At 71.9% G+C, this 19,369-nt stretch carries 22 protein-coding genes; 10 read left to right on the top strand and 12 right to left on the bottom strand.

Annotation, left to right across the window (positions count from 1 at the left end; genetic code table 11):
- Positions 1 to 185 precede the first annotated feature (185 nt).
- A complete protein-coding gene (locus ABEA10_RS50460; RefSeq protein WP_345475857.1) occupies positions 186 to 1,502 on the bottom strand; it encodes an ABC transporter substrate-binding protein in 1,317 nt (438 codons plus the stop codon).
- A gap of 187 nt (positions 1,503 to 1,689) precedes the next feature.
- Between ABEA10_RS50460 and ABEA10_RS50455 the strand changes: the two genes are divergently transcribed.
- Positions 1,690 to 2,109 (top strand): TIGR03668 family PPOX class F420-dependent oxidoreductase, encoded by a 420-nt coding sequence (locus ABEA10_RS50455; RefSeq protein ID WP_345475856.1) that lies wholly within the window; start codon positions 1,690 to 1,692, stop codon positions 2,107 to 2,109.
- Here the strand turns inward: ABEA10_RS50455 and ABEA10_RS50450 are convergent.
- The gene (locus tag ABEA10_RS50450; protein ID WP_345475855.1) at positions 2,106 to 2,531 is read right to left on the bottom strand and encodes a DUF4149 domain-containing protein; all 426 of its coding nucleotides are present in this window, start codon (positions 2,529 to 2,531) and stop codon (positions 2,106 to 2,108) included. The genes ABEA10_RS50455 and ABEA10_RS50450 overlap by 4 nt on opposite strands.
- Before the next feature lie 287 nt (positions 2,532 to 2,818).
- On the opposite strand from ABEA10_RS50450, the gene ABEA10_RS50445 reads away from it, so the two are divergent.
- Positions 2,819 to 3,142 (top strand): hypothetical protein, encoded by a 324-nt coding sequence (locus ABEA10_RS50445; RefSeq protein ID WP_345475854.1) that lies wholly within the window; start codon positions 2,819 to 2,821, stop codon positions 3,140 to 3,142.
- Positions 3,143 to 3,243: 101 nt separating this feature from the next.
- Here the strand turns inward: ABEA10_RS50445 and ABEA10_RS50440 are convergent, their stop codons facing one another.
- From ABEA10_RS50440 to ABEA10_RS50430, 3 genes are all read right to left on the bottom strand, one after another.
- Positions 3,244 to 3,840 carry an HAD family hydrolase gene (locus tag ABEA10_RS50440; protein ID WP_345475853.1) on the bottom strand — a complete coding sequence of 199 codons (597 nt, stop codon included), beginning with the start codon at positions 3,838 to 3,840 and terminating at the stop codon, positions 3,244 to 3,246.
- Positions 3,841 to 3,941: 101 nt separating this feature from the next.
- Complete coding sequence (locus tag ABEA10_RS50435) at positions 3,942 to 5,009, bottom strand: MerR family transcriptional regulator (RefSeq protein WP_345475852.1); 1,068 nt, start codon at positions 5,007 to 5,009, stop codon at positions 3,942 to 3,944.
- A gap of 52 nt (positions 5,010 to 5,061) precedes the next feature.
- Positions 5,062 to 5,946 carry a LysR family transcriptional regulator gene (locus tag ABEA10_RS50430; RefSeq protein WP_345475851.1) on the bottom strand — a complete coding sequence of 295 codons (885 nt, stop codon included), beginning with the start codon at positions 5,944 to 5,946 and terminating at the stop codon, positions 5,062 to 5,064.
- A gap of 75 nt (positions 5,947 to 6,021) precedes the next feature.
- Here ABEA10_RS50430 and ABEA10_RS50425 point away from each other — a divergent pair, with 75 nt between their 5' ends.
- Positions 6,022 to 7,302: an aspartate aminotransferase family protein gene (locus ABEA10_RS50425; RefSeq protein WP_345475850.1), complete on the top strand. Its 1,281-nt coding sequence runs from the start codon at positions 6,022 to 6,024 to the stop codon at positions 7,300 to 7,302.
- Positions 7,303 to 7,350: 48 nt separating this feature from the next.
- Here ABEA10_RS50425 and ABEA10_RS50420 read toward each other — a convergent pair whose 3' ends face one another.
- Positions 7,351 to 8,505, bottom strand: a complete 1,155-nt coding sequence (locus ABEA10_RS50420) for an RNA-guided endonuclease InsQ/TnpB family protein (RefSeq protein ID WP_345475849.1) — start codon at positions 8,503 to 8,505, stop codon at positions 7,351 to 7,353.
- Between the two features lie 141 nt (positions 8,506 to 8,646).
- Here ABEA10_RS50420 and ABEA10_RS50415 point away from each other — a divergent pair, with 141 nt between their 5' ends.
- On the top strand, positions 8,647 to 9,294 hold the full coding sequence (locus ABEA10_RS50415; protein ID WP_345475848.1) for a hypothetical protein: 648 nt from the start codon (positions 8,647 to 8,649) through the stop codon (positions 9,292 to 9,294).
- A 3-nt stretch (positions 9,295 to 9,297) separates the two neighbouring features.
- Here the strand turns inward: ABEA10_RS50415 and ABEA10_RS50410 are convergent, their stop codons facing one another.
- The gene (locus ABEA10_RS50410) at positions 9,298 to 9,951 is read right to left on the bottom strand and encodes a hypothetical protein (RefSeq protein ID WP_345475847.1); all 654 of its coding nucleotides are present in this window, start codon (positions 9,949 to 9,951) and stop codon (positions 9,298 to 9,300) included.
- 228 nt (positions 9,952 to 10,179) lie between these two features.
- On the opposite strand from ABEA10_RS50410, the gene ABEA10_RS50405 reads away from it, so the two are divergent.
- Positions 10,180 to 10,482: a hypothetical protein gene (locus tag ABEA10_RS50405; protein ID WP_345475846.1), complete on the top strand. Its 303-nt coding sequence runs from the start codon at positions 10,180 to 10,182 to the stop codon at positions 10,480 to 10,482.
- Positions 10,483 to 10,522: 40 nt separating this feature from the next.
- Here the strand turns inward: ABEA10_RS50405 and ABEA10_RS50400 are convergent, their stop codons facing one another.
- On the bottom strand, positions 10,523 to 11,140 hold the full coding sequence (locus ABEA10_RS50400; RefSeq protein ID WP_345475845.1) for a flavin reductase family protein: 618 nt from the start codon (positions 11,138 to 11,140) through the stop codon (positions 10,523 to 10,525).
- A 385-nt stretch (positions 11,141 to 11,525) separates the two neighbouring features.
- Between ABEA10_RS50400 and ABEA10_RS50395 the strand changes: the two genes are divergently transcribed.
- A complete protein-coding gene (locus ABEA10_RS50395; RefSeq protein WP_329256741.1) occupies positions 11,526 to 12,443 on the top strand; it encodes a hypothetical protein in 918 nt (305 codons plus the stop codon).
- Between the two features lie 34 nt (positions 12,444 to 12,477).
- Here ABEA10_RS50395 and ABEA10_RS50390 read toward each other — a convergent pair whose 3' ends face one another.
- The 4 genes from ABEA10_RS50390 to ABEA10_RS50375 form a co-directional block, all read right to left on the bottom strand.
- A complete protein-coding gene (locus ABEA10_RS50390; RefSeq protein WP_345475844.1) occupies positions 12,478 to 13,821 on the bottom strand; it encodes a lysylphosphatidylglycerol synthase transmembrane domain-containing protein in 1,344 nt (447 codons plus the stop codon).
- 106 nt (positions 13,822 to 13,927) lie between these two features.
- The gene (locus tag ABEA10_RS50385; RefSeq protein WP_345475843.1) at positions 13,928 to 15,313 is read right to left on the bottom strand and encodes a threonine/serine exporter family protein; all 1,386 of its coding nucleotides are present in this window, start codon (positions 15,311 to 15,313) and stop codon (positions 13,928 to 13,930) included.
- A 210-nt stretch (positions 15,314 to 15,523) separates the two neighbouring features.
- Entirely contained in the window at positions 15,524 to 15,976 is a 453-nt protein-coding gene (locus ABEA10_RS50380) for a ferritin-like domain-containing protein (protein ID WP_345475841.1), read from the bottom strand.
- On the bottom strand, positions 15,973 to 16,446 hold the full coding sequence (locus ABEA10_RS50375; protein WP_345475840.1) for a hypothetical protein: 474 nt from the start codon (positions 16,444 to 16,446) through the stop codon (positions 15,973 to 15,975). Before ABEA10_RS50375 ends, ABEA10_RS50380 begins: the two co-directional genes overlap by 4 nt.
- Before the next feature lie 192 nt (positions 16,447 to 16,638).
- Between ABEA10_RS50375 and rimP the strand changes: the two genes are divergently transcribed.
- The 4 genes from rimP to ABEA10_RS50355 all read left to right on the top strand — a co-directional run.
- Positions 16,639 to 17,175, top strand: a complete 537-nt coding sequence (gene rimP, locus ABEA10_RS50370; RefSeq protein WP_425551075.1) for a ribosome maturation factor RimP — start codon at positions 16,639 to 16,641, stop codon at positions 17,173 to 17,175.
- Between the two features lie 23 nt (positions 17,176 to 17,198).
- Positions 17,199 to 18,224, top strand: a complete 1,026-nt coding sequence (nusA, locus tag ABEA10_RS50365) for a transcription termination factor NusA (RefSeq protein WP_345475858.1) — start codon at positions 17,199 to 17,201, stop codon at positions 18,222 to 18,224.
- Positions 18,190 to 18,516, top strand: a complete 327-nt coding sequence (locus ABEA10_RS50360; protein ID WP_345475839.1) for a YlxR family protein — start codon at positions 18,190 to 18,192, stop codon at positions 18,514 to 18,516. The genes nusA and ABEA10_RS50360 overlap by 35 nt, the downstream gene beginning before the upstream one ends.
- A gap of 116 nt (positions 18,517 to 18,632) precedes the next feature.
- A partial coding sequence (locus ABEA10_RS50355; RefSeq protein ID WP_345475838.1) for a translation initiation factor IF-2 N-terminal domain-containing protein occupies positions 18,633 to 19,369 on the top strand: 737 nt, incomplete at its 3' end.

The raw sequence follows: 19,369 nt of genomic DNA, 5'->3' as shown, positions 1-19,369 counted from the left end.
GCGACGCTGCGCAAGCGGCTTAGCGAGAAGCCGCTCCCATCAGGAAGCGGAGGAGTCACCGAGAGGTCCTTTCCGCCGTCGGGGGGTGGGGGCGGCGCCGGCAGGTGTCCCTGGGGAGCCCGGCGCCGCCGCCCGGTCTGAAGAGGCCGCCCGGCACCCGAGGGCGAGGGTTCCGGGCGGTCGTTTCACCCCGTTCCGGCGGCCTTCTTGGCGTCGGAGACGGCCTTGCCCCATCCGGAACCGGGCGAGAGCTTGCCCTGCGCGATGGCGCGCAGGTCCGCCTCGACGGCCTGGCGTACCTCCTGGTTGTCGGCACCGAGGTACACCGGCTTGAGGCTGGTCGCGGCCGGGCCGTAGATCGCGCCGACCGGCGCGTTGTTGAAGTACGGGTTGTCGAACGCCTTGACCGCGGAGTCGTTCAGCGCCTGCGGAGAGGACGGCAGGTTGTTGGCCGCCTTGAACGCCCCGACCTGTCCCTGCGGGCTGGTCAGGAACTTCACCAGGTCGGCGGCCTCCTTCGGGTGCTTGCTCTGGGTCGGCACCGCGAGCCACGACCCGCCCCAGCTGCCGCCCCCGCCCGGCACCCCGGCCACGTCCCACTTGCCGCTCTGGGAGTCACCGCCGTACTGCTTGATCAGGCCGAGCATCCAGGCCGGGCAGGGAGCGGTGGCGAACGCGTCCTTCTTCAGCGCCTGGCTCCACGGGTCCGACAGGAACTGCACGCCGTTGGCGAGCCCGGCCTGCGACATCTTCACGGTCTCGTCGAAGGCCGCCTTCACGGCCGGGTTGGACTCCATGACGAACTTGTTGTTCTGGTCGAAGTACGTCTGGTTGGAGCCCTTGCCGGCCTCCTGCATGAGAATCGTGTTGTAGTACGTCTCAGGGGAGTCGATGAACTTCGTGTTCCCGCCGATCGCGGCGGTGAACTTCTTGCCGACGTTGATGAAGTCGTCCCAGGTGGCCCACTGCTTGGTCACCGCGTCACGGTCGCTCGGCAGCCCGGCCTTCTTGAACAGGTCGCGCCGGTAGCACAGGGCCATGCTGCCGACGTCGGTGCCCAGCCCGATGAGCTTGGAGCCGTCCGGGCTCATCCCGCCCTGCCACTTCCAGGCGATGAAGTTGTTCTGCAGTGAGCCCGCGCCGTACTTCTTAAGGTCGACGAACTTGTCCGGCTGGGCCTTGAACTTGACCATGATGCCCTCTTCGATCGCGACCACGTCGCCGGCACCGGCGCCCGCGGCGATCCACTGCTGGAGCCGCGGGGTGTAGTCGTCGAGCTTGGGGACGGTCCGTTCCTTGATCTTGATGTTGGGGTGCTGGGCCTCGTACTGCTTGAACAGGTCCTGGTAGCCGAACGTGCCGAAGTCGTCGACGGTCAGAGTGATCTTCTCGTTGCCGTCGCTGCTCTTGCCGTCGTCCCCCGCGCACGCCGTCGCCGCCGCGAGTGCGGCCGACAGCACCATCGCCAGGGCGAACCGCCCGCGATGCCTGATGACCCTCATGACGAACCCCTCTCAGGTCGTCTCGTTTTCCGGGTTCCAATGCGCCGGGCTCCGCGGGCCCGACGTCGTGGGAGCGCTCCCACGCAGCGAAGCGGGGAGGAGTGGGGAGTGTCAAGAGTTCGAAACCGCTTCGTTACACGGCCGCCACACGGCGCTGACGCTCCGGCCACATGCCAGGCTCGAAGGCATGAGGCTGACCGAGGACGCCGCCCGCGCACGGCTGGCGTCGGTGCCCGTCATGCGCCTGGCCACGGCGGATGCCACCGGACGCCCGCATCTGGTCGTGGCCGCGTTCGCCGTCGAACACGACCGGATCTACACCGCCGTCGACGCCAAGCCGAAGAGCACCCGTGACCTGAAACGGCTGCGCAACCTCCGCGCCAATCCGCGGGCGGCCGTCCTGGCGGACCACTACGAGGACGACTGGACGCGCCTGTGGTGGGTGCGCGCCGACGCGACCGCCGAGATCCTCACCGAACCGGACGCGATGGCCCGCCCGATCGCCCTGCTCCGCGAGCGTTACCCGCAGTACCGCGAGAACCCGCCGGAGGGCCCGGTCATCGCCCTGACCGTCGAGCGGTGGACCGGCTGGGCGTACGAGCGCTAACCGGCCAGGAGAAGGATGCCACCGATCAGCAGGGCGAGGACCTTGAGGGACTCCAGGGCGATGTAGACGTGGTGCGCGTGCGACCGGGGCGCGTCCGCGCCGGCCAGGACGGCGTCGGAGCGGCGCGTCAGCCGGGGCCGGACGGCCACCAGCTGGGCGAGCAGCAGAACGATGGCCACGATCAGCGTCACCAGCCCGCCCACGTCCGGCCGGTCCACCGCCAGCACGACCACGAGGACCACGGCGAGCGCGGCCTCGACGGCGTTGAGCGCGCGGAAGACGATCCGGCCGATGCCGAGCGCGACCCGCAGGGTCACATCCGGGGCGCGGAACTTCAGCGGGGCCTCGAGGAACGAGATGGCCAGCACCATGCCCAGCCAGACGAACGTCACCGCGGATGCGATCGCCGGTGCCGTGCCCATCGGGATCCTCCTTCAGCGTTCGCGCCGCGTCGGCGGTGATCCAGCTTCTCATGCGGGTCTCGATCGGCGTGCGGACGGTCGTCTCGGCGAACCGCACGCCGATCCGGCCCACGGCCACCGGCGGCCTCGCGTCGTACGGCGTGCGAAGCGTCCAGTGCCGGTCCGGCACCATTTCCGGTCCGTCAGATGGGCTGGAATGAACCCCTTCGGCCTTTCCTTCGTATGCGGAAGTGAGCGGCTGATGGCCGCCGATATCGGTGCGTGGTCACATTGAAGGGAATTGCAGCATGGGATCCAAAACCAAGGCTCTGCTGGGACTGACCGCTGTGGGCGTCGCCGCGTCGGTGCTGGTCCCCACGGCGGCGAACGCCGCGAGCGGATCCTTCAGGTTCTGCAACGTCAGTTCGGCCGGTGAGTACGTCGACGTCCCTCCGAGGGGAACTCACGCGGGAATCACGACGCGAATCATCAGTCCGGGCGCGTGCACCACATTTTCGCTCGGTGGCAACGCCTATATGGAAGCAATAGCCTACCGTCGGGTCAACGGAGTTTACCCGGCCGTCGCCACCAAGTGGTTCTATACAAGTAGAAACTACGTGTGGAACGTCTGATCTGACGGGCATCGAATAACGGTCCGGCCCGTCCATCGCGGGCCGGACCGTCGTCTGCTCGCCCACCACGACGAGTTCGGTCGCACCTGCGGCGCAGTGCGTCAGGCGGTGACGAGGGAACGGACCTGGTCGGGGGCGCGGAAGACCTCGGCTCGCATGCCGAGTTCGCGGGCGGCGAGCACGTTGGTCTCGTTGTCGTCGATGAACAGGCACTCGCGCGGCGCGACGCCGAGCCGCTCGGCGACGATCTCGTACGCCCTGCGGTCGGGCTTGGCCACCCCGATGTCGCAGGAGTAGGCCAGCGTCGTGAAGTGCCGGAGCCAGTCGCCGTGCCGCGCCTCGAAGATCGGCACCAGGTCGGCGACGATGTTGGAGAGCAGCCCGAGCGTACGGCCCTGAGCGGCCAGCTCGGTGACGAGGTCCACCATGACCGCGTCCACGTTGGTCCAGCTCTTCATGTCGGCCTCGACCAGCGCGCGGACCGTCGCGTCGGTGAACCGCACGCCGATCCGGTCGGCCACCGCGGCCCAGTACTCCGCGGCCGGCTGCCCCGCGTCGTACGGCTTGCGCAGCGCCCAGTAGGCCTCCCAGAAGGGCTCGGGCTCCACTCCGGCGGTCCGCTCGATCGCGCGGACGTCCTCGGGGGTCTGAGTCGATGCGATGACGCCGAACAGGTCGAACACGATCGCGCGCGCCATGGGTTCCTCTCGTGCGGGGCGGCCGGGCTTCGAGCCTAACCGCCCCCGCCACGGAGGACTGTCACCGCACGCGGCGTCGGCTCGCCACCAGGTCGGTGGTGTCAGGCCGCGCCGTCGATGACGTCGGCGACCACGCAGGTGACGTTGTCGGGGCCGCCGGCGTCGTTGGCGAGGTCGACCAGCCGCCGTACGGCCTCGTCGGGGTCGGCCGCCGAGGCGAGAGCGTCCTGGACGGCCGGGAGCGGGACCACGGTGGACAGGCCGTCGGAGCACAGCAGGTACCGGTCGCCGGGGCGTGCCTCGCGGAGCTTCAGGTCGGCCGCGACCCCGCGGCCGGCCAGGGCGCGCAGCAGCAGCGACCGCTGCGGGTGCGACGCCGCTTCCTCGGGGGTGAGGCGGCCCTCGTCGATCAGCGACTGCACGTGCGTGTGGTCGTGGGTGATCTGGAACAGCTCGCCGTCGCGCAGGACGTACGCGCGGGAGTCGCCGATGTGCACGAGCCCGAGGCGCGACCCCGACCACAGCAGCGCCGTCAGCGTGCTGCCGACCCCCTCCATCGAGGGGTCGGTGCGGGTGATGTCGCGCAGCGCGGCGTCGGCCTCGTGCACGGCCTGGTCGAGCGCGTTCAGCAGCTCGCCGGCCGCGATGTCGGTGTCGAGCGGACGCAGCGCCTCGATGACGGCCGCGCTCGCCGGCGCCCCGCGCCCCTCACCGCCGAAGCCGTCGGCCACGGCGAGCAGCCGCGCGCCGGCGTACGCCGCGTCCTCGTTGCTCGGGCGGACTCTGCCGGTGTCGGACCGCATGGCGTAGCGGATGCCGAGTGTCATGTGCTCATCGCCTCTTCCCTGGAGCTGGTCGATGAGGAAGGCGGCCAGGTCGCGCCGCGCGGCGGTGTCGGCCTCCACCCGCGCCCAGTACGCCGCGACCTCGCGGGCCGCGTCGGCCGGCTCCAGCTCGCAGACGACCCGGATACGCGCGAGCGGCATGCCGAGCCGGCGGAGCCAGGCCACCAGCCGGGCCCGTTCGAGCTGCGCCGGCTCGTAGAACCGGTAGCCCGAGGCCGGATCGACGCGAGCCGGCCGGAGCAGGCCGAGCTCGTCGTACAGGCGCAGCGCCTTCGGCGACAGCCGTGCCGCCTGGGCGAACGCCCCGATCGTCAGCGAACCCATCGCCGCCCTCCTCCTGTCTCGATCGATGCTGTGGCCTCACCCAGGGACAAGGTCAAACAAGGTCGGACGCGACCTCGCTCAGCGCCGTCCGTACGGCGGTGAGGGCGGGTCGCGCGAGGCCGTCGTCCCGTACGACGGTGAGCACGCGCCGGGAGATGCCGGTGTCCCGTACCGTCACCGAGGGTTCGCGCTCGGGCCGGGACAGGTCGGGCAGGAGGGTGACGGCGCGTCCGGTGGCGGCGAGCGCGAGCAGTACGAGCAGGTCGGTGGTGCGGTGACGGATGTCGGGCACGAAGCCGCCGGCGGTCGTGCACGCGAGCATCAGCAGCCGGTCGTGGCTGGTGCCCGGCTGGCCGCCGGCCCAGGCGGCCTCGTGCAGGTCGCGCAGCCGCGTCGCCGGATGCCCGCGGGGGAGAACGAGGCGCACCCGCTCGACGTACAGCTCCTCGAAGGTGAGCCCGCGCGGGCGCGGCCTGCGCTGCCCGCCGTACTCGTCGCAGATCGCGAGGTCGCACTCGCGGCGCAGCAGCGCGTCGAACGCCTGGTCCGGCTCGACCTCCGTCACCTCCAGGCGCAGCTGCGGATGGCGGTCGGCGAGGCGGGCGAGCGCGGGCGCGACCAGGCTGATGGCCGCCGTCTGGAACGCCGAGACGCGCACCGTGCCGACCACGGCGCCGGCGGCGGCCGCCATCTCGGCCTCGGCGCGTTCCATGCGGGTGAGCAGGACGTCGGCGTGGCGGACGAGCACGTGCGCCGCCTCGGTGAGGCGCAGCCGGCGGCCGTCGCGTTCGAAGAGGGTCACTCCCGCCTCCCGCTGCAGTTCGGCGAGCTGGTGAGAGACGGTGGAGGGGCTGTATGACAGCGCCCCGGCCACGGCGGCGACGGTGCCGCGGGCGTGCAGTTCGCGGAGGAGCCGCAGGCGCCGGAGATCGAGCATCGTTCGTTTCCTTCCACGGATATCCCGCGAAAATCATCGCTGGATCCGGCGCATGCGCGGAGAGACGATCGCGGCATGGACCCACGTGCACGCCGCCTGATCCGTTACAACGGCGAGTTCTCCTCCGACGTCATCGCCCGCGCCTCCGGTTCGTGGCTGGAGACCACCGACGGGCGCCGCGTCCTCGACTTCACCTCCGGCCAGATCTGCGCCACCATCGGCCACAGTCATCCGCGCATCGTCGAGGCGGTGCGCCGGTCGCTGACCGAGGCCGTCCACCTGAATTCCGGCCTGCTCTCCGAGCCCGTGCTGGCCCTGGCCGAGCGCGTCGCCGCGCTGATGCCCGCCGGGCTGGACCGCTCGATGTTCCTCAGCACCGGCGGGGAGGCCAACGAGGCGGCCGTCCGCATGGCGAAGCTGGCGACCGGCGGCTTCGAGGTCGTGTCGCTCACCCGCAGCTGGCACGGCATGACCTCGGGCAGCCAGTCGCTCACCTACTCGGCGGGGCGGCGCGGGCACGGGCCGACGATGCCCGGGGTGTTCGCGCTGCCCGCCCCGTACGCCTACCGGTGCCCGGTACGGCACTGTGCCGGCACGTGCGACCAGACGTGCCTGGAGATCGGCTTCGAGCTGTACGACCAGCAGACGAGCGGGGCCGGCGCCGCGGTCGTGGCCGAGCCGGTGCTGTCGTCCGGCGGCATCCTCGTGCCGCCGCCGGGATACCTCGCGCGGCTCCTCGAACTGACCCACGAACGCGGCATGCTGCTCATCCTCGACGAGGCGCAGACCGGCTTCGGCCGGCTCGGAGCGATGTTCGGCATGGACGTCTACGGCGTCGTGCCCGACATCGTGACGCTGTCCAAGACGCTCGGCGGCGGACTGCCGATCAGCGCGGTCGTCACCACGGACGCCATCGAGCGGGCGGCCTACGACGCGGGCCTGATGTACTACACCTCGCACCAGTCCGACCCGCTGCCCGCGGCGGCGGCCCTCGCCGTCCTCGACGTCGTGGAGGAGGAGGATCTCGCCGGCCGCGCCGCCCGGCGCGGTGAACGCCTCGGCGGCCACCTGCGCGAACTCGCCACGCGCCACGAGATCATCGGCGACGTCCGCGGGATGGGCCTGCTCTGGGGCGTGGAGCTGGTGGAGGACCGGGCGACCAAGGCGCCCGCCGTCGAGCGCGGCGAGCAGCTGACCGAGGCCTGCCACGCCTGCGGCCTGTCGCTGAACATCACCAAGGGCCGGGCCGGCGGAGCCGCCGCCTGCCTGCGCATCGCCCCTCCGCTGACCGTGACCGAGGAGGAGATCGACACGGGCGCGGAGATCATGGACGACGCGCTCACCAAGCTCACCTGAATTACGCGGGCCACGGCTGCAAGGCTTGATCGACGACTCGTGAACGGCTCATTGACTACTCCCTGGAAGGACAGGGATCCCAGTCCTCGCGGGCTGGGGTTCCTGCTTCTGTGGCGACTGCGGCCGAGGGGACCCCGGGTGTCTGACGTCACCTCCACAGGCCGACACGGCAAGACCTGCCGCCAGGATGTTCTTGGCCGCGTTGACGTCCCTGTCGTGCAGGGTGCGACACGCCGGGCAACACCATGCCCGGGTGGAAAGCGGGAGTTCGACGAGCAGGTGTCCGCACGTCGAGCAGGTGTTGGAGCTGGGGTACCAGCGGTCGATCACGATCAAATGGCGACCGTATCTGGCTGCTTTGTACTTCAGTTGGCGGCGGAACTCTCCCCAGACGTCGTGGTCGCGGACCAGGCGGGTGCTGGTCTTGTGCAGGAAGTCCGCGCGGGATGCGGCGACCTTGCGGTGGGCGCGGGCCACCTTCGCCTTCGCCTTGGCCCGGTTGTTCGATCCGGGTTGTTCGTGGGCCATGCGCCGCTGGTAGCGGGCCAGGTTACGCTCTCGCCTGGCCAGACGGCGGGCATTGGCGATCTTTTCGCCGTCGGAGGTGACCGCGAAGTCCTTGACGCCGAGATCCACACCGACCGCCGACCCGGTGGATGGGGCCTGTTCGGGGTCTGGCGTCTCGACGGAGAGGGAGACGTACCAGCGTCCGCACGGCTCACGCGAGACCGTCACCGACGTCGGCTCGATCGACGCGGGATCGACATCCGGCCAGGACCACACCACCTTCAGCGGTGTGTCCGTCATCTTGGCCAGGTACAGGCGGCCTTCCCGCCAGCGGAACGCCGACCGGGTGTAGGTCGCCGACTGCTTGCGCTGGCGGGACTTGTATCTGGGGTAGCGGGCACGCCCCGCGAAGAAGTTCAGGAACGCCGTGTGCTGGTGGCGGAGCGCCTGCTGGAGCGGCACGCAGGACACCTCGGTCAAGAACGCCAGGTCCGGGTGGCGTTTCAGGTCGGTCAGGTATCGGTCGGTCTGCGCGTAGGAGGTGCTGACCTGCTCGGTGCGGTAACGGGTCTTCCGCCATGACAGGATCTTGTTCCATACCAGGCGTACGCAGCCGAACGTGCAGTTCAGCGCGGCCGCCTGCTCGGGGGTGGGGTAGGCCCGCAGCTTGTAGCTCGTACGCACGTTCGAAAGCATCACACCACGACAAGATCGGCAATGAAGAACGGAAGAAAGGAATGGAAAGACGGTTATGACCGCTTCGTGTCTGCGGGACTCTCGGAACCACCGTGCCTCTCCTCTTCAGGCTCGGTGTTCTTCCGGCGAGTGGGCGGCTCAGTGAACGGGCATGAGGATCCGGCGGACCAGCCACCGTGGGCGATGCAGCTCGCCCTGCGCGTGGAGAAGAACGCACCTCCCTCGCACCTCGCGGTGTGCGAGGCGGCGGCGATGGCCGCCGTCACGCTGCTCGCCGACCCGCGGTCCGCGCCGGGCGGGGAGTGGCACGAGGCGGTCGCGGCCTGGGAGTCCCGGCGCATCCGCAAGGTCGTCCGGCGTGCGCGCGGCGCCCGCTGGGAGGCGCTCGGCGCACTGCCCGGCGTGCTCGTCGACCACGAGGGGGCGCCCGCGCGGGCGTTCGTGCCCGGTCCGGTCACCGAGGTGGCGCCCGAGATCGCGCGTCTCCAGGTCGGCGGCACCGACCTGGAGCGCGAGGAGGAGCCCAAGCCGCCGCCGGCCCCGCCGTACGCCCTGATCGGCCTGAACCCCGGCGTGCCCATGACGACCGGCAAGGCGGCCGCGCAGTGCGGGCACGCCGCGCATCTGCTGCTTCGCGCCCGTGGCGCGTGGCCGGGCCTGCGGGTGCGCGTCGTCGAGGCGGACGAGTGGAGCCGTACGGTCGCCGAGGCGGACGTCGTCGTGCGCGACGGCGGTTTCACCGAGGTGGCCCCCGGAACGATGACCGCGGTGGCCCGGCTGGTGGTCTGACCCTCAGGAGGACGTGGGCGGGCGGCGTACGGGGAGGTCCTGCCGGGTCGGGTCGGGGCCGCCCGCGGGCAGGTCCCGGCGGGTGGAGTCGGGCCGGCGTACGGGCAGGTCCTGCCGGGTGACGTCCGGGCGGCGCACCGGCAGGTCCTGCCGGGTCGGCTCCGCCGTGCCCGTGGGGAGCTTCTGTGTCGGGTCCGCTGTGGCGGTGGGGAGCCGCCGGGTCGTGTGCGGAGGCGGGGACGCCGTCTGGTCCGGCGCGCCGGTGCGGCGCGGCAGCCGTACGGCGCCGGACTTGTACAGCACGGTCAGCAGGGCGGCGAGGACCAGGAACGCCGTCCCGTGCTCCAGCAACCGGCCGAGGTCGCCGCAGACCGCGGCCACGACCGTCAGCACGGCGAGATCGGCGGTCCAGCCCGCCACGGCGGCGGCCAGCAGCGTGTCGCTCGCGCGGATCAGGGCCAGCACGGCGAGGACGGTGAGCGCCAGCTCGGCGCCCTTGCCCGCGAGCAGCAGCCCGGTCACCGTGCCGGAGCCGGCGCCGAGCATCGCCGCGACGTCGTGGTGCAGGCGGGACCAGTCGAGGAGCTCGGCGAGCTTGGCGACGCCGTAGAGGGTGATGAAGGCACACGCGGGTGTGCGCAGGCGCCCCTGCGTCATGCCCTTGCGGAGTACTGCCGCGACCACTGGGCCCCCTGTCCGTCACTCCGCCGCGTACGGTGCGGTGATCTTCCGAGCATAGGGGGAAACCGCCGCAGTTCCCGCGCTTTCGCCTCCGCCCCGGGACCGAGTTCGGCGGCGCCCGGTGCTGCGGATTGCGCGGCGACCGGGGCGGCGAAATGCTGATGCTCCATCGGGCCACACGCTTGAAGATGAGGTGATCCGATCGTGTCTGATGACAATGCCGCGTTAGCGCGGACGCGAATCGCATATCTCGAAAGCCTCGGCGACGAGCTCCGCGACCGGGGCTTCGCCGTCCGGCTGACGATTCCGCAGGGAGGACCGCCGAGCCTGCACGTGGTGAACCCACACGCATCGGCCCTGACGGAGAACATCCTCGCGGAGACGACCGCCGGGACCTGGTGGTTCTGGTGGTCCTGGGCCGAGCGCATCGCTCCGGCCGACGACCCCGCCGGAGCGGCCGCCCGCGTCACCCGCGTGCTCGCCGCGACGGGGGAGTACAGCTCCTGAGACGGTACTGGAGGTGAACGGCGCCTCCAGTGCCCCTCCTTCACCTCTGGAAGCGGCCGTAGGAGCCCTTGTAGAAGATGAGCGGCTCCCCGTCGTGATGGCGGTCCAGGTGGTGCACGCGAGCCACGACGATCATGTGGTCGCCCGCCGGGTACTCGGCCTCGACCGAGCACTCCAGCCACGCCAGTGCCCCGTCGATCACCGGTCCGCCTCCGGGCGACTCGCTCCACTCCAGGCCGGCGAACTTGTCGGCGCCCTTCGCGGCGAACTGCAGGCAGACCTCGCGCTGCGGCGCGGACAGGATGTTGACGCAGTGCCGTTCGGCCGTGCGGAGGCGCGGCCAGGTCGTGCTCGTGTGCGCGACGCAGAACGACACGAGCGCCGGCTCGAGTGACACGGAGGTGAAGGAGTTGGCGGCCAGTCCGGTGGGGGCGCCGGTCGCCGGGTCGATCGCCGTGATCGCCACGACGCCGGTCGCGAAGCGCCCGAGGATGCTGCGGAACCGGCGGCCGTCGATCGCACGGACGTTCGGGGTGTCCGGGCCGGAACCGGGCGCGCGGCCGGACGTGAATTCCGGGGCGTCGCTCGTGCCCGCCGGGTGCTCGGGCGACCGTTCGGAGGGGCCGTACGGCGTCGCGGCCGTCGCGCCGTCGGCCATGGGGGCGTCTCCTCTTCCGGCCGGTTCGGCCACGCGCTCGTTCGGATCCCGTCGCCCCCGCGGCGGTGAGGCGTGCCGCTTCCCGGGGCTCCTCCAGTAAAGCGCCGCGCGGCCCGGGAGATTCCGACAGAGGCTGCATTTCGGTCCAAAGGCCTACGACCAGTGCCCCGGGCGGCGCGCGGGAACGGCTCTGTCCAGGCGCGGGACCGTCCGGGCCCGGAGAACGGCTTTTCGACCGGTGCCCACGTCGGATTTGGGGCCATCGGGTAAATTCGTGCCTCGTGGTCTTGCGGGCGTCCGTCCCCTCGTACGCTCTGACCTGCGATGTCAGGCAGTCTTACGCCTGGATCGTCACGTCCCCCAACGCAGGCTCGGAGGAGGCTGCTTGTTCTACGGCATCGTCCTCGGGCTGATCGCGACCGTTCTGTACAACGCCGGATTCGTGCTGGAGAAGCGGGCGCTGCAGAACCTGCCGCCGCTCAGCATGCGACGCGTCGGACGGCTGGTGTGGGTGCTGGCCACGAGCAAGGCGTGGCTGACCGGCTTCCTGGTCATGGGCATGGGCATGGCGTGTCAGATCGTCGTCATGTCGCTGGTACCGCTCAGCGTCGCCCAGCCGATCCAGCTCGCCGGGCTCGCGCTGCTGGTGGTGTTCTCGGCCGTGTTCCTCGGCGAACGGACCACCCAGCGAGAGTGGGCCGGCCTCGGCGTGCTGGCGTTGTCCCTGCTGCTGGTCTGCCTGTCGATGGAGCCGACGAGGCTCGGGCTGCACGCGGGCACGGGAGAGATGCTCGCCGTGGTCGGCGGCACGGTGTTCCTCGGGCTGGCGGCGTTCGGCACCGCCGTGCGGTCCGGCTCGCGGTCGGGTCGCCGGCCGGCGCCGGGCCTGCTGTACGGCGGCGCGTCCGGCCTGCTGTACGGGGCGGCCGGCCTGCAGACCAAGGGCGTGTCGGGCTTCCTCGCCGAGGACGCGCACCACTTCGTGGGCCGTACGCTCGCCTCTCCGTACCCCTACCTCTACCTGACCCTGTCCGGCGCGGGTCTGCTGCTGTTCCAGACGGCGCTGCAGCGCGGGCGCGCCTCCATCGTGGTGCCGGTCTCCAGCGTCGTGGGCAGCGTCTACACGGTCCTGGCCGGCACGGCCGTCTTCGGGGAGCCGCTGCCCCAGGACCCGGTACGCCTGGTGCTGCGATCGGCGGGCTTCGGCGCGGCGATCGTGGTCGTGGTCCTCATGCCACACCACGAGGAGCAGCCGGAACCCTCGGTGAACGTCCAGTCACTGGTGCCCGACCGGGTGCCGTAGCCCCGCGCACGCGCCGGGGCCCCGGCCGCGGCGCTCAGGCGGTGTCGAGCACCGGAAGGGCGCGGTCCCTCTCGCCGTTCCGGCCGCCGTCCTGGTCGTCGGCCTTGACCGCGAGCCAGGCCAGCCAGCCGACGCCGACGACGCCCCAGAAGGACACCAGGCGGTACAGGGCGACCGCCGCTCCGGCCGGCGCCGCCAGCGCGCCGAACGCGACGAGCGACGCGGCGAGGCTGCCCTCCATGGCGCCGAGCCCGCCGGGCAGCAGCGGGACGAGCGTTCCCGCCGCCTGCGCCGCGAAGTACGCCAGCGTGATCGAGTACAGGGCGGTGTGCACGCCGACCGCGCGCCCGGCGGCGGCGAGCGAGAGGATGTCGAAGATCCAGTTGGACAGGGACGCGAGGGTCAGCATCGCCCAGTCGGACGGACGCAGCCGCAGACCGGCCCCGCCCTCGCGAAGCCGCTCGGCGTACGGCGCCGCCAGCCGGTGACGCAGGACCGGGCGGACGAGACGGCGGGTCAACCGGGACAGGGAGGCCCCGTGGCGCCACGCCACCACCGCGCAAACGCCGGCCCCCACCGCGAGAACGGCCAGCCCGGTCACCGCGAGCGCCCGCGAACCCGGCGCGGCCACCAGCGCGGCCAGTCCCACGACGGCGTACGCGCCGGTCATGATCACACCGCCGAGCATGATCACCGCGGTGGCCAGGCGCGGAGGCGCACCGGCACGGCGATACTGGCGGAAGTTGAAGGCGGTGCTGATCGCCGGCCCGGCGGGCAGCGTGGCGGACAGGGCGTTGCCCGCATAGGTCATCCGGAGCGCGCGCGGCAGCGACATCCGCACGCCGCCCGCTCGCAGCAACCGCCGCTGCACCCGGGCGAACATGCCCATCGAGGCGGCCTGCGCCAGCACCGCGCAGGCGAGCCACCCGGGTCCGGCGTGGAGCGTGACCCGCCACATGGCCTCGGGGTCGGGCAGGTCGCCGTGGAAGACCACGAGACAGACGACGACGGACCCGGCCATGACCACCCGCCCGGCCCACATGAGCCGTCGCCGGCGCCCGGCGTCCGCCGGAGCGGGGAGACGGCCACGACCGAGGACACCCGGCAACGCCAAGGGACCGGACCGCGCGGGGGCCGTGGAGCCCTCCTCCACGGGAGCGGGCCGCGCGAGGGCCGTGGACTCCTCTGGGGGAGCGGTCCGCGCGGGGGCCGTGGAGCCCTCCTGCGCGTTAGCGGGCCGCGCGGGGGCCGTCGGCTCCTCCTCCGTGTGCGGCGACCGCGCGGGTGTCGTGGATCCCTCCTCCGCGAGGGCGGCGGCCGTGCCCGCCGGAGCCCCGGCCGAATGCGGGGACCCCGCCCGTTCCGTCGTATCGGACACGCGTTCACCCCGTCATAGCTCGGTCTTTGCCCAGCTCAACGGCCACACCAAGATTCACATTCCCGGCATACCGGCGAGCGCCGGGCCGCCTCCACCCGGGCGGAGGTCAGTAACCGCGCGTGCGGCGAGCGGCCGGCCGGGCGCCGCGGCCCGAGCCGCCGACGCCCACATGCTGGAAGGCGCGGATGAACTCACCGCCCAGGTTGACGCCCGCGCCCAGAGCCAGGGCGACCGAGATGCCGCCGATCAGAGTGAGCACGCCCTGCGACGGTTCGCCGCCGTTCAGCTGGATCATGCCGCGGTACAGAGCGGTCCCGGGCAGCAGCGGCGCCACCGCCGGCACGATGTACGGCAGCGCCGGCAGGTGCCGCCGCCGCGCGAGGATGTGCCCCAGCAGACCCGCGATCACCGCGCCGATCGCCGCCGCCAGCAGCGGGGCCGCTCCCAGGCCCCGGCCGAGCACGTACACCGTCCAGATCAGCGCCCCGCTCAGCGCCGCCGCCGGCAGCGTGCGGCGCGGCACGGCCAATGAGACGGCGAAGGCCACCGACACGCCCGCCGCCGCGAGCACCGCCACCGGCTGCAGCGTCACCGGTGCCGCCGGCAGGTCCCGGACGTCGATCGGGACGCCGAGGTGCACCGCGGCGTACACCGTCACGCCCAGCCCGGAGACGATCGCCGCCACGATGAAGAACACCTCCAGCAGCCGGGCCCCGGCGCTGACCAGGTCCCCGGTGATGCCGTCCTGGATGCTCGCGACCAGCGGCCGCCCCGGCAGCAGCGCCACGACGGAGCCGGTGACGATCGTCGAGGCGTTGCCCGGAGAGCCCGCCGCGATCACCAGCACGGCGCTCGTCGCACCGATCGCCGCCGCCACGGTGAGCTGGAAGAACTCCGCGATGCCCCGGCGGCCCAGCAAGGCGGCGGCCCGGTCGGCGAGCACCGTCGCGACGAACGCCGTCCCCACCCCCAGCGGCCCGCCGCCCATCGACAGGCTCGACGACGCGGCGATCAGCCCCAGTGAGACGACGGCGAGCCACGCCGGATACGGCGACCCGTACGGCGGCTGGCTCCGCTTGATCCTCCGGAGCCGGTCGTGGGCCTCATCGAGGTCCAGCAGGCCGATGGAGGCCTCCTGGATGAGCGTGTGCAGCGCCACGAGCCGCCAGTACGCCGGGTTGCGCCGCCGGATCGCCCGTGATCCGGTCACCGGCAGGGCACCCCGGCCCGGATGGACCGAGGCGGAGATCACGGTGAACGTCACCGACACCTCGCAGCGGGGCAGTTCGTACGCGACGGCCAGGCTGAGCATCGACTCGTTCACGCGTTCGGTGGCCTCACCGCTCGCCAGCAGCAGTTCGCCGACACGCAGGACCAGGTCCAGCGCCGCCCCGGAGACGGCGTCGCCGGGTTCCTCCTCGGGCGGATCGACGATCGTCTCACCCATGAGGGTCCGCCAGGTGTGCCGTAGCCTCTCGCGACTCACGCTCATGGGCCCTCCTTCGTCGGGGGAGAGACCAGGCGCGCGTGTTGTTTGATTCGCTCGCTCCGCTCGCTCATGGGCCCTCCTCCGTCGGGGGAGAGACCAGGCGCGCGTGTTGTTTGATTCGCTCGCTCCGCTCGCTCATGGAGCGTCTGAAACCTCCCCAGTCGTGATCTTGTTGTGATCTCGACTGGCAGGTTACCTATCGCCGGTTCCGGGCTACTTTTCCGCCCTGGGGTACAACGCCGCGCTGGTCAGACCGGGGAAGGCGGCCGAAGGCGAGCCGCGCCACCGGATCGCGCGAACGGTCGCCTCCTGCATCGCCAGGGCGGCGTAGCGGCGCAGGCTCGCGTCGGCGACGCCCGCCAGCCCGGCGTACCCCGCGGTCACGCCGTCCTCCAGCCGGGCGGCGAGCTGGGCGGCCGTGCGCGGCGAGGAGACGGGCGAGGGCAGGTGGTAGGCCGGCGACGCCGCGACCGGGGTCGCGCCGCCCGCCTCGACGTAGGAGCGCAGCCGGTCGCGCCGCGCGCGGTGGGAGTCGCAGATCTGGGTGGCGTTCTGCCGCTGGACGCCGGCCAGGTGCGCGCCCAGCACGCCGTACCCGAAGATCGCGGCGTGCTCGGCGGCGAGCGCGCCCTGCAGCGCGGAGATGGTCTCGGGGGCGGTCGTCATGTGAGCTCCTGGGTGTGCCCGGCCTCGCAGGCGCCGATGGAGGCGAGGAGCTGGGACAGCCCCGGCGACACGCGGCGCACCTCGTCGGCGCGTGCGGAGGCCGCCTTGCGCTCGGCGCTCCGGATGGCGCCGAGGGCGCCGGACTCGGTCCGCGGTGCGGCGGCGGAGGGTTGCGGCGCGGGCGTGGCGGTGCCGCTGGTGCTGCCGGGGACATAGTGGCGTTTGAGCACGGCGAGATGCTGGACGTGGTGCTCGCGCAGCCTCTTCAGCCGCCCGCCCAGACCCGGGTGGGCGGCGAGGACCGCGTCGTACAGGGCGATGAGCGCGGCCTCGTTCTCGATCACCCCGTCGAGCAGCGTGACCTCGGGGCCGGGGGAGGGAGCCTCGCCCGGCCCGACGGTCGTGCATCCCGTGGTCGTCACGAGCGCCGCCACGGAGACCCCGAGCACCGCCCGCCGCGTCGGTGTCACGGACCGCAACGCCTCCAAGCGTGCCTCCGTCCATCGTGTTCCACTCAGGTGCGCAAGCATTCCACAAGGGCGCGCCCGTCGGCTGGCGATGCGGCACCCGGCGCCCGCAGCTGTGGATAGTCTTATGTGCGGAGTGGACGCACCGGGCGGCCACCCGTCCATCGGCCGCGCGGCCGCACAGAAGGAGGCCCCATGAGCGTCAATGCCGACTCCGGCCACGCTCAGCGGGGCCGGCGGGGGCCCGGACACCAGGCGCGGGCCGCGCTCATGGGCCTGCTCGAGCCGGTGGTGGCCGAGTCCGGGTTCGATCTCGAGGACGTCATCGTGACGCCGGCCGGCAAACGCCGGCAGGTCCGCGTGATCGTCGACGGAGACGGCGGCGTCAGTCTCGACGACGTCGCGGTCGTGAGTCAGCGTGTCTCCGCCGCGCTCGACGAGAGCGACGCCATGGGCTCGGGGCCGTACGTCCTCGAGGTGACCTCACCGGGGATCGACCGTCCCCTCACCCAGCCACGGCACTGGCGGCGCGCGAGCGGCCGCCTCGTACGCGCGACGCTGTCCGGCGGCGAGGAGGTCACCGGCCGCGTCTCGACGGCCGATGACGAGGCCGTCGTGCTCGACACCGACGGCCAGGAGCGACGGCTCGGCTACGACGAGCTCACCCGCGGGCTGGTCCAGGTGGAGTTCAACCGCCGGGGTGATGATGATCCCGGCGGCGACGAGGACTAGGGGGAGGCCTCGTGGACATCGATATGACCGCTTTGCGCAGTCTCGAGAGTGAAAAGGACATCTCTCTCGAACTCGTGGTCAAGGCGATCGAAGAAGCACTGCTGATCGCCTACCACCGCACCGAGGGTGCCGCTCCGAAGGCCCGTGTCGAACTCGACCGCAAGTCCGGCCACGTCACGGTGTGGGCCACCGAGACGCCCGCCGACGACGTCGAGGGCGAGGCCGCCGAGCCGCGCGAGTACGACGACACGCCCACCAACTTCAGCCGCATCGCGGCGACCACGGCCAAGCAGGTGATCCTGCAGCACCTGCGCAACGCCGAGGACGAACTCACGTTCGGCGAGTACGCGGGGCGCGAGGGCGACATCGTCGCGGGCGTCATCCAGCAGGGCAAGGACCCGCGCAACGTCCTGGTCGACCTCGGCAAGCTCGAGGGCGTGATCCCGCCCGAGGAGCAGGTCCCGGGGGAGAACTACGACCACGGCGAGCGCATCCGCTCCTACGTCGTCCAGGTCAAGAAGGGGCACCGCGGGCCGCTCGTGAAGCTGTCCCGCACCCACCCCAACCTGGTCAAGAAGCTCTTCGCGCTCGAGGTCCCCGAGATCGCCGACGGCACGGTCGAGATCGCGGCGATCGCCCGCGAGGCCGGCCACCGCACGAAGATCGCCGTTCGCTCGCGGAAACCCGGTGTGAACGCCAAGGGCGCCTGCATCGGACCGATGGGCGGCCGGGTGCGCAACGTGATGCACGAGCTCCATGGGGAGAAAATCGACATCGTCGACTGGTCGGACGAGCCCGCCGAGTTCGTGGGGAATGCCCTGTCTCCCGCACGGGTTAACCATGTCGAGGTGATCGACGCCGAGGCGCGGGTGGCGCGGGTCATCGTGCCTGATTATCAGCTCTCTCTGGCGATCGGCAAAGAGGGGCAGAACGCCCGTCTCGCCGCCCGTTTGACGGGGTGGCGGATCGACATCCGCCCGGACACCGAAAACGGATCTTCCGCCGAAGGGGAGCATGCGGCAGGTCCCGCCGACGCGCCGACGCGGTAGACTTATGGTTCGTGGTCGCGCGGTCCCACGGCGTACATGCGTGGGCTGTCGGATTTGCACGGCCAAGTCCGACCTGCTGCGCCTGGTCGTGGTCGAGGGCCCTGTTGGTTTCAACGTGGTCCCTGACCCGCGCGGGCGAATGCCGGGTAGGGGCGCCTCCCTGCACCCCGACCTGGCATGTCTTGAGCTGGCCGAGCGTCGTCGGGCGTTCCCCCGGGCATTTCGCCGGACGGGGCCGCTCGAGGTTCGCATGCTCCGCCAATGGCTCGAGTCTCAGCAGGCCGGTTCGTAAGCGACGTCTAGTCGGAAGCAGGTCGAGATTGCTATGAGCGCTCGATGAGCACGCAGCGATGATTACCGCAAGGTAGCGACGGTCCGAGGACGTCCCCGGACCGAGTAGGGAGTGCAGTGGCAAAGGTCCGGGTATACGAGCTCGCCAAGGAATTCGGTGTTGAGAGCAAGGCCGTCATGGCCAAGCTCAACGAGATGGGCGAGTTCGTCCGGTCGGCGTCGTCAACGATCGAGGCGCCGGTCGTTCGCAGACTTAAGGAAGCATTCGGAGGTCCGTCGGCCAAGTCGGCCGACGGAAAGAAGTCCCAGGCCCCGGCGCCCAAGCCGGGTCCGCGCAGGCCGGTGCCCAAGCCGGCCGCACCCAAGCCGGAGTTCAAGCCGGAGGCCAAGCCCGCGCCCCGGCCGGAGATCAAGTCGGACGCGCCCCCGGCGCAGCGCCGCGATCTTCCGCCGGTGCCCGAGGCGCCCAAGCCCGGCCCGCAGCCGGGTCCGCGTCAGCAGGCCCCACGCCCGTCCGCGCCCCGGCCCGCGCCCGGTCCGTCCGGTCCGGGGGGCCCGTCCGACGCGCCCAAGCCGGGCCCGCGTCCCGGCCCCGCGGCAGGCCGTCCCGGTCCGGGCCCCAAGCCGGGTCCCCGGCCTGGTGGCCCTGGCGGCGGGCAGCGTCCGGCCGCGCCCGGTCAGCGTTCCGGTGGCCGTCCGCGTCCGGGTAACAACCCGTTCTCCTCGACCAACACGGGCATGGGCTCGGCCAAGCCGGGTCCGCGTCCCGGCCCGCGCCCGGGTGGCGACCGGCCCGCGCCGCCGCGCGGGGACCGGCCCAGCCAGCCGCGCGGTGACCGCGGTGCGGGTGCCCC

The sequence above is a fragment of the Actinoallomurus oryzae genome, from assembly GCF_039541955.1.
GTDB lineage: Bacteria > Actinomycetota > Actinomycetes > Streptosporangiales > Streptosporangiaceae > Actinoallomurus > Actinoallomurus oryzae.
The sequence above is the reverse complement of the archived record's forward strand: the minus strand, read 5'-3'. Positions and strand labels throughout refer to the sequence as shown.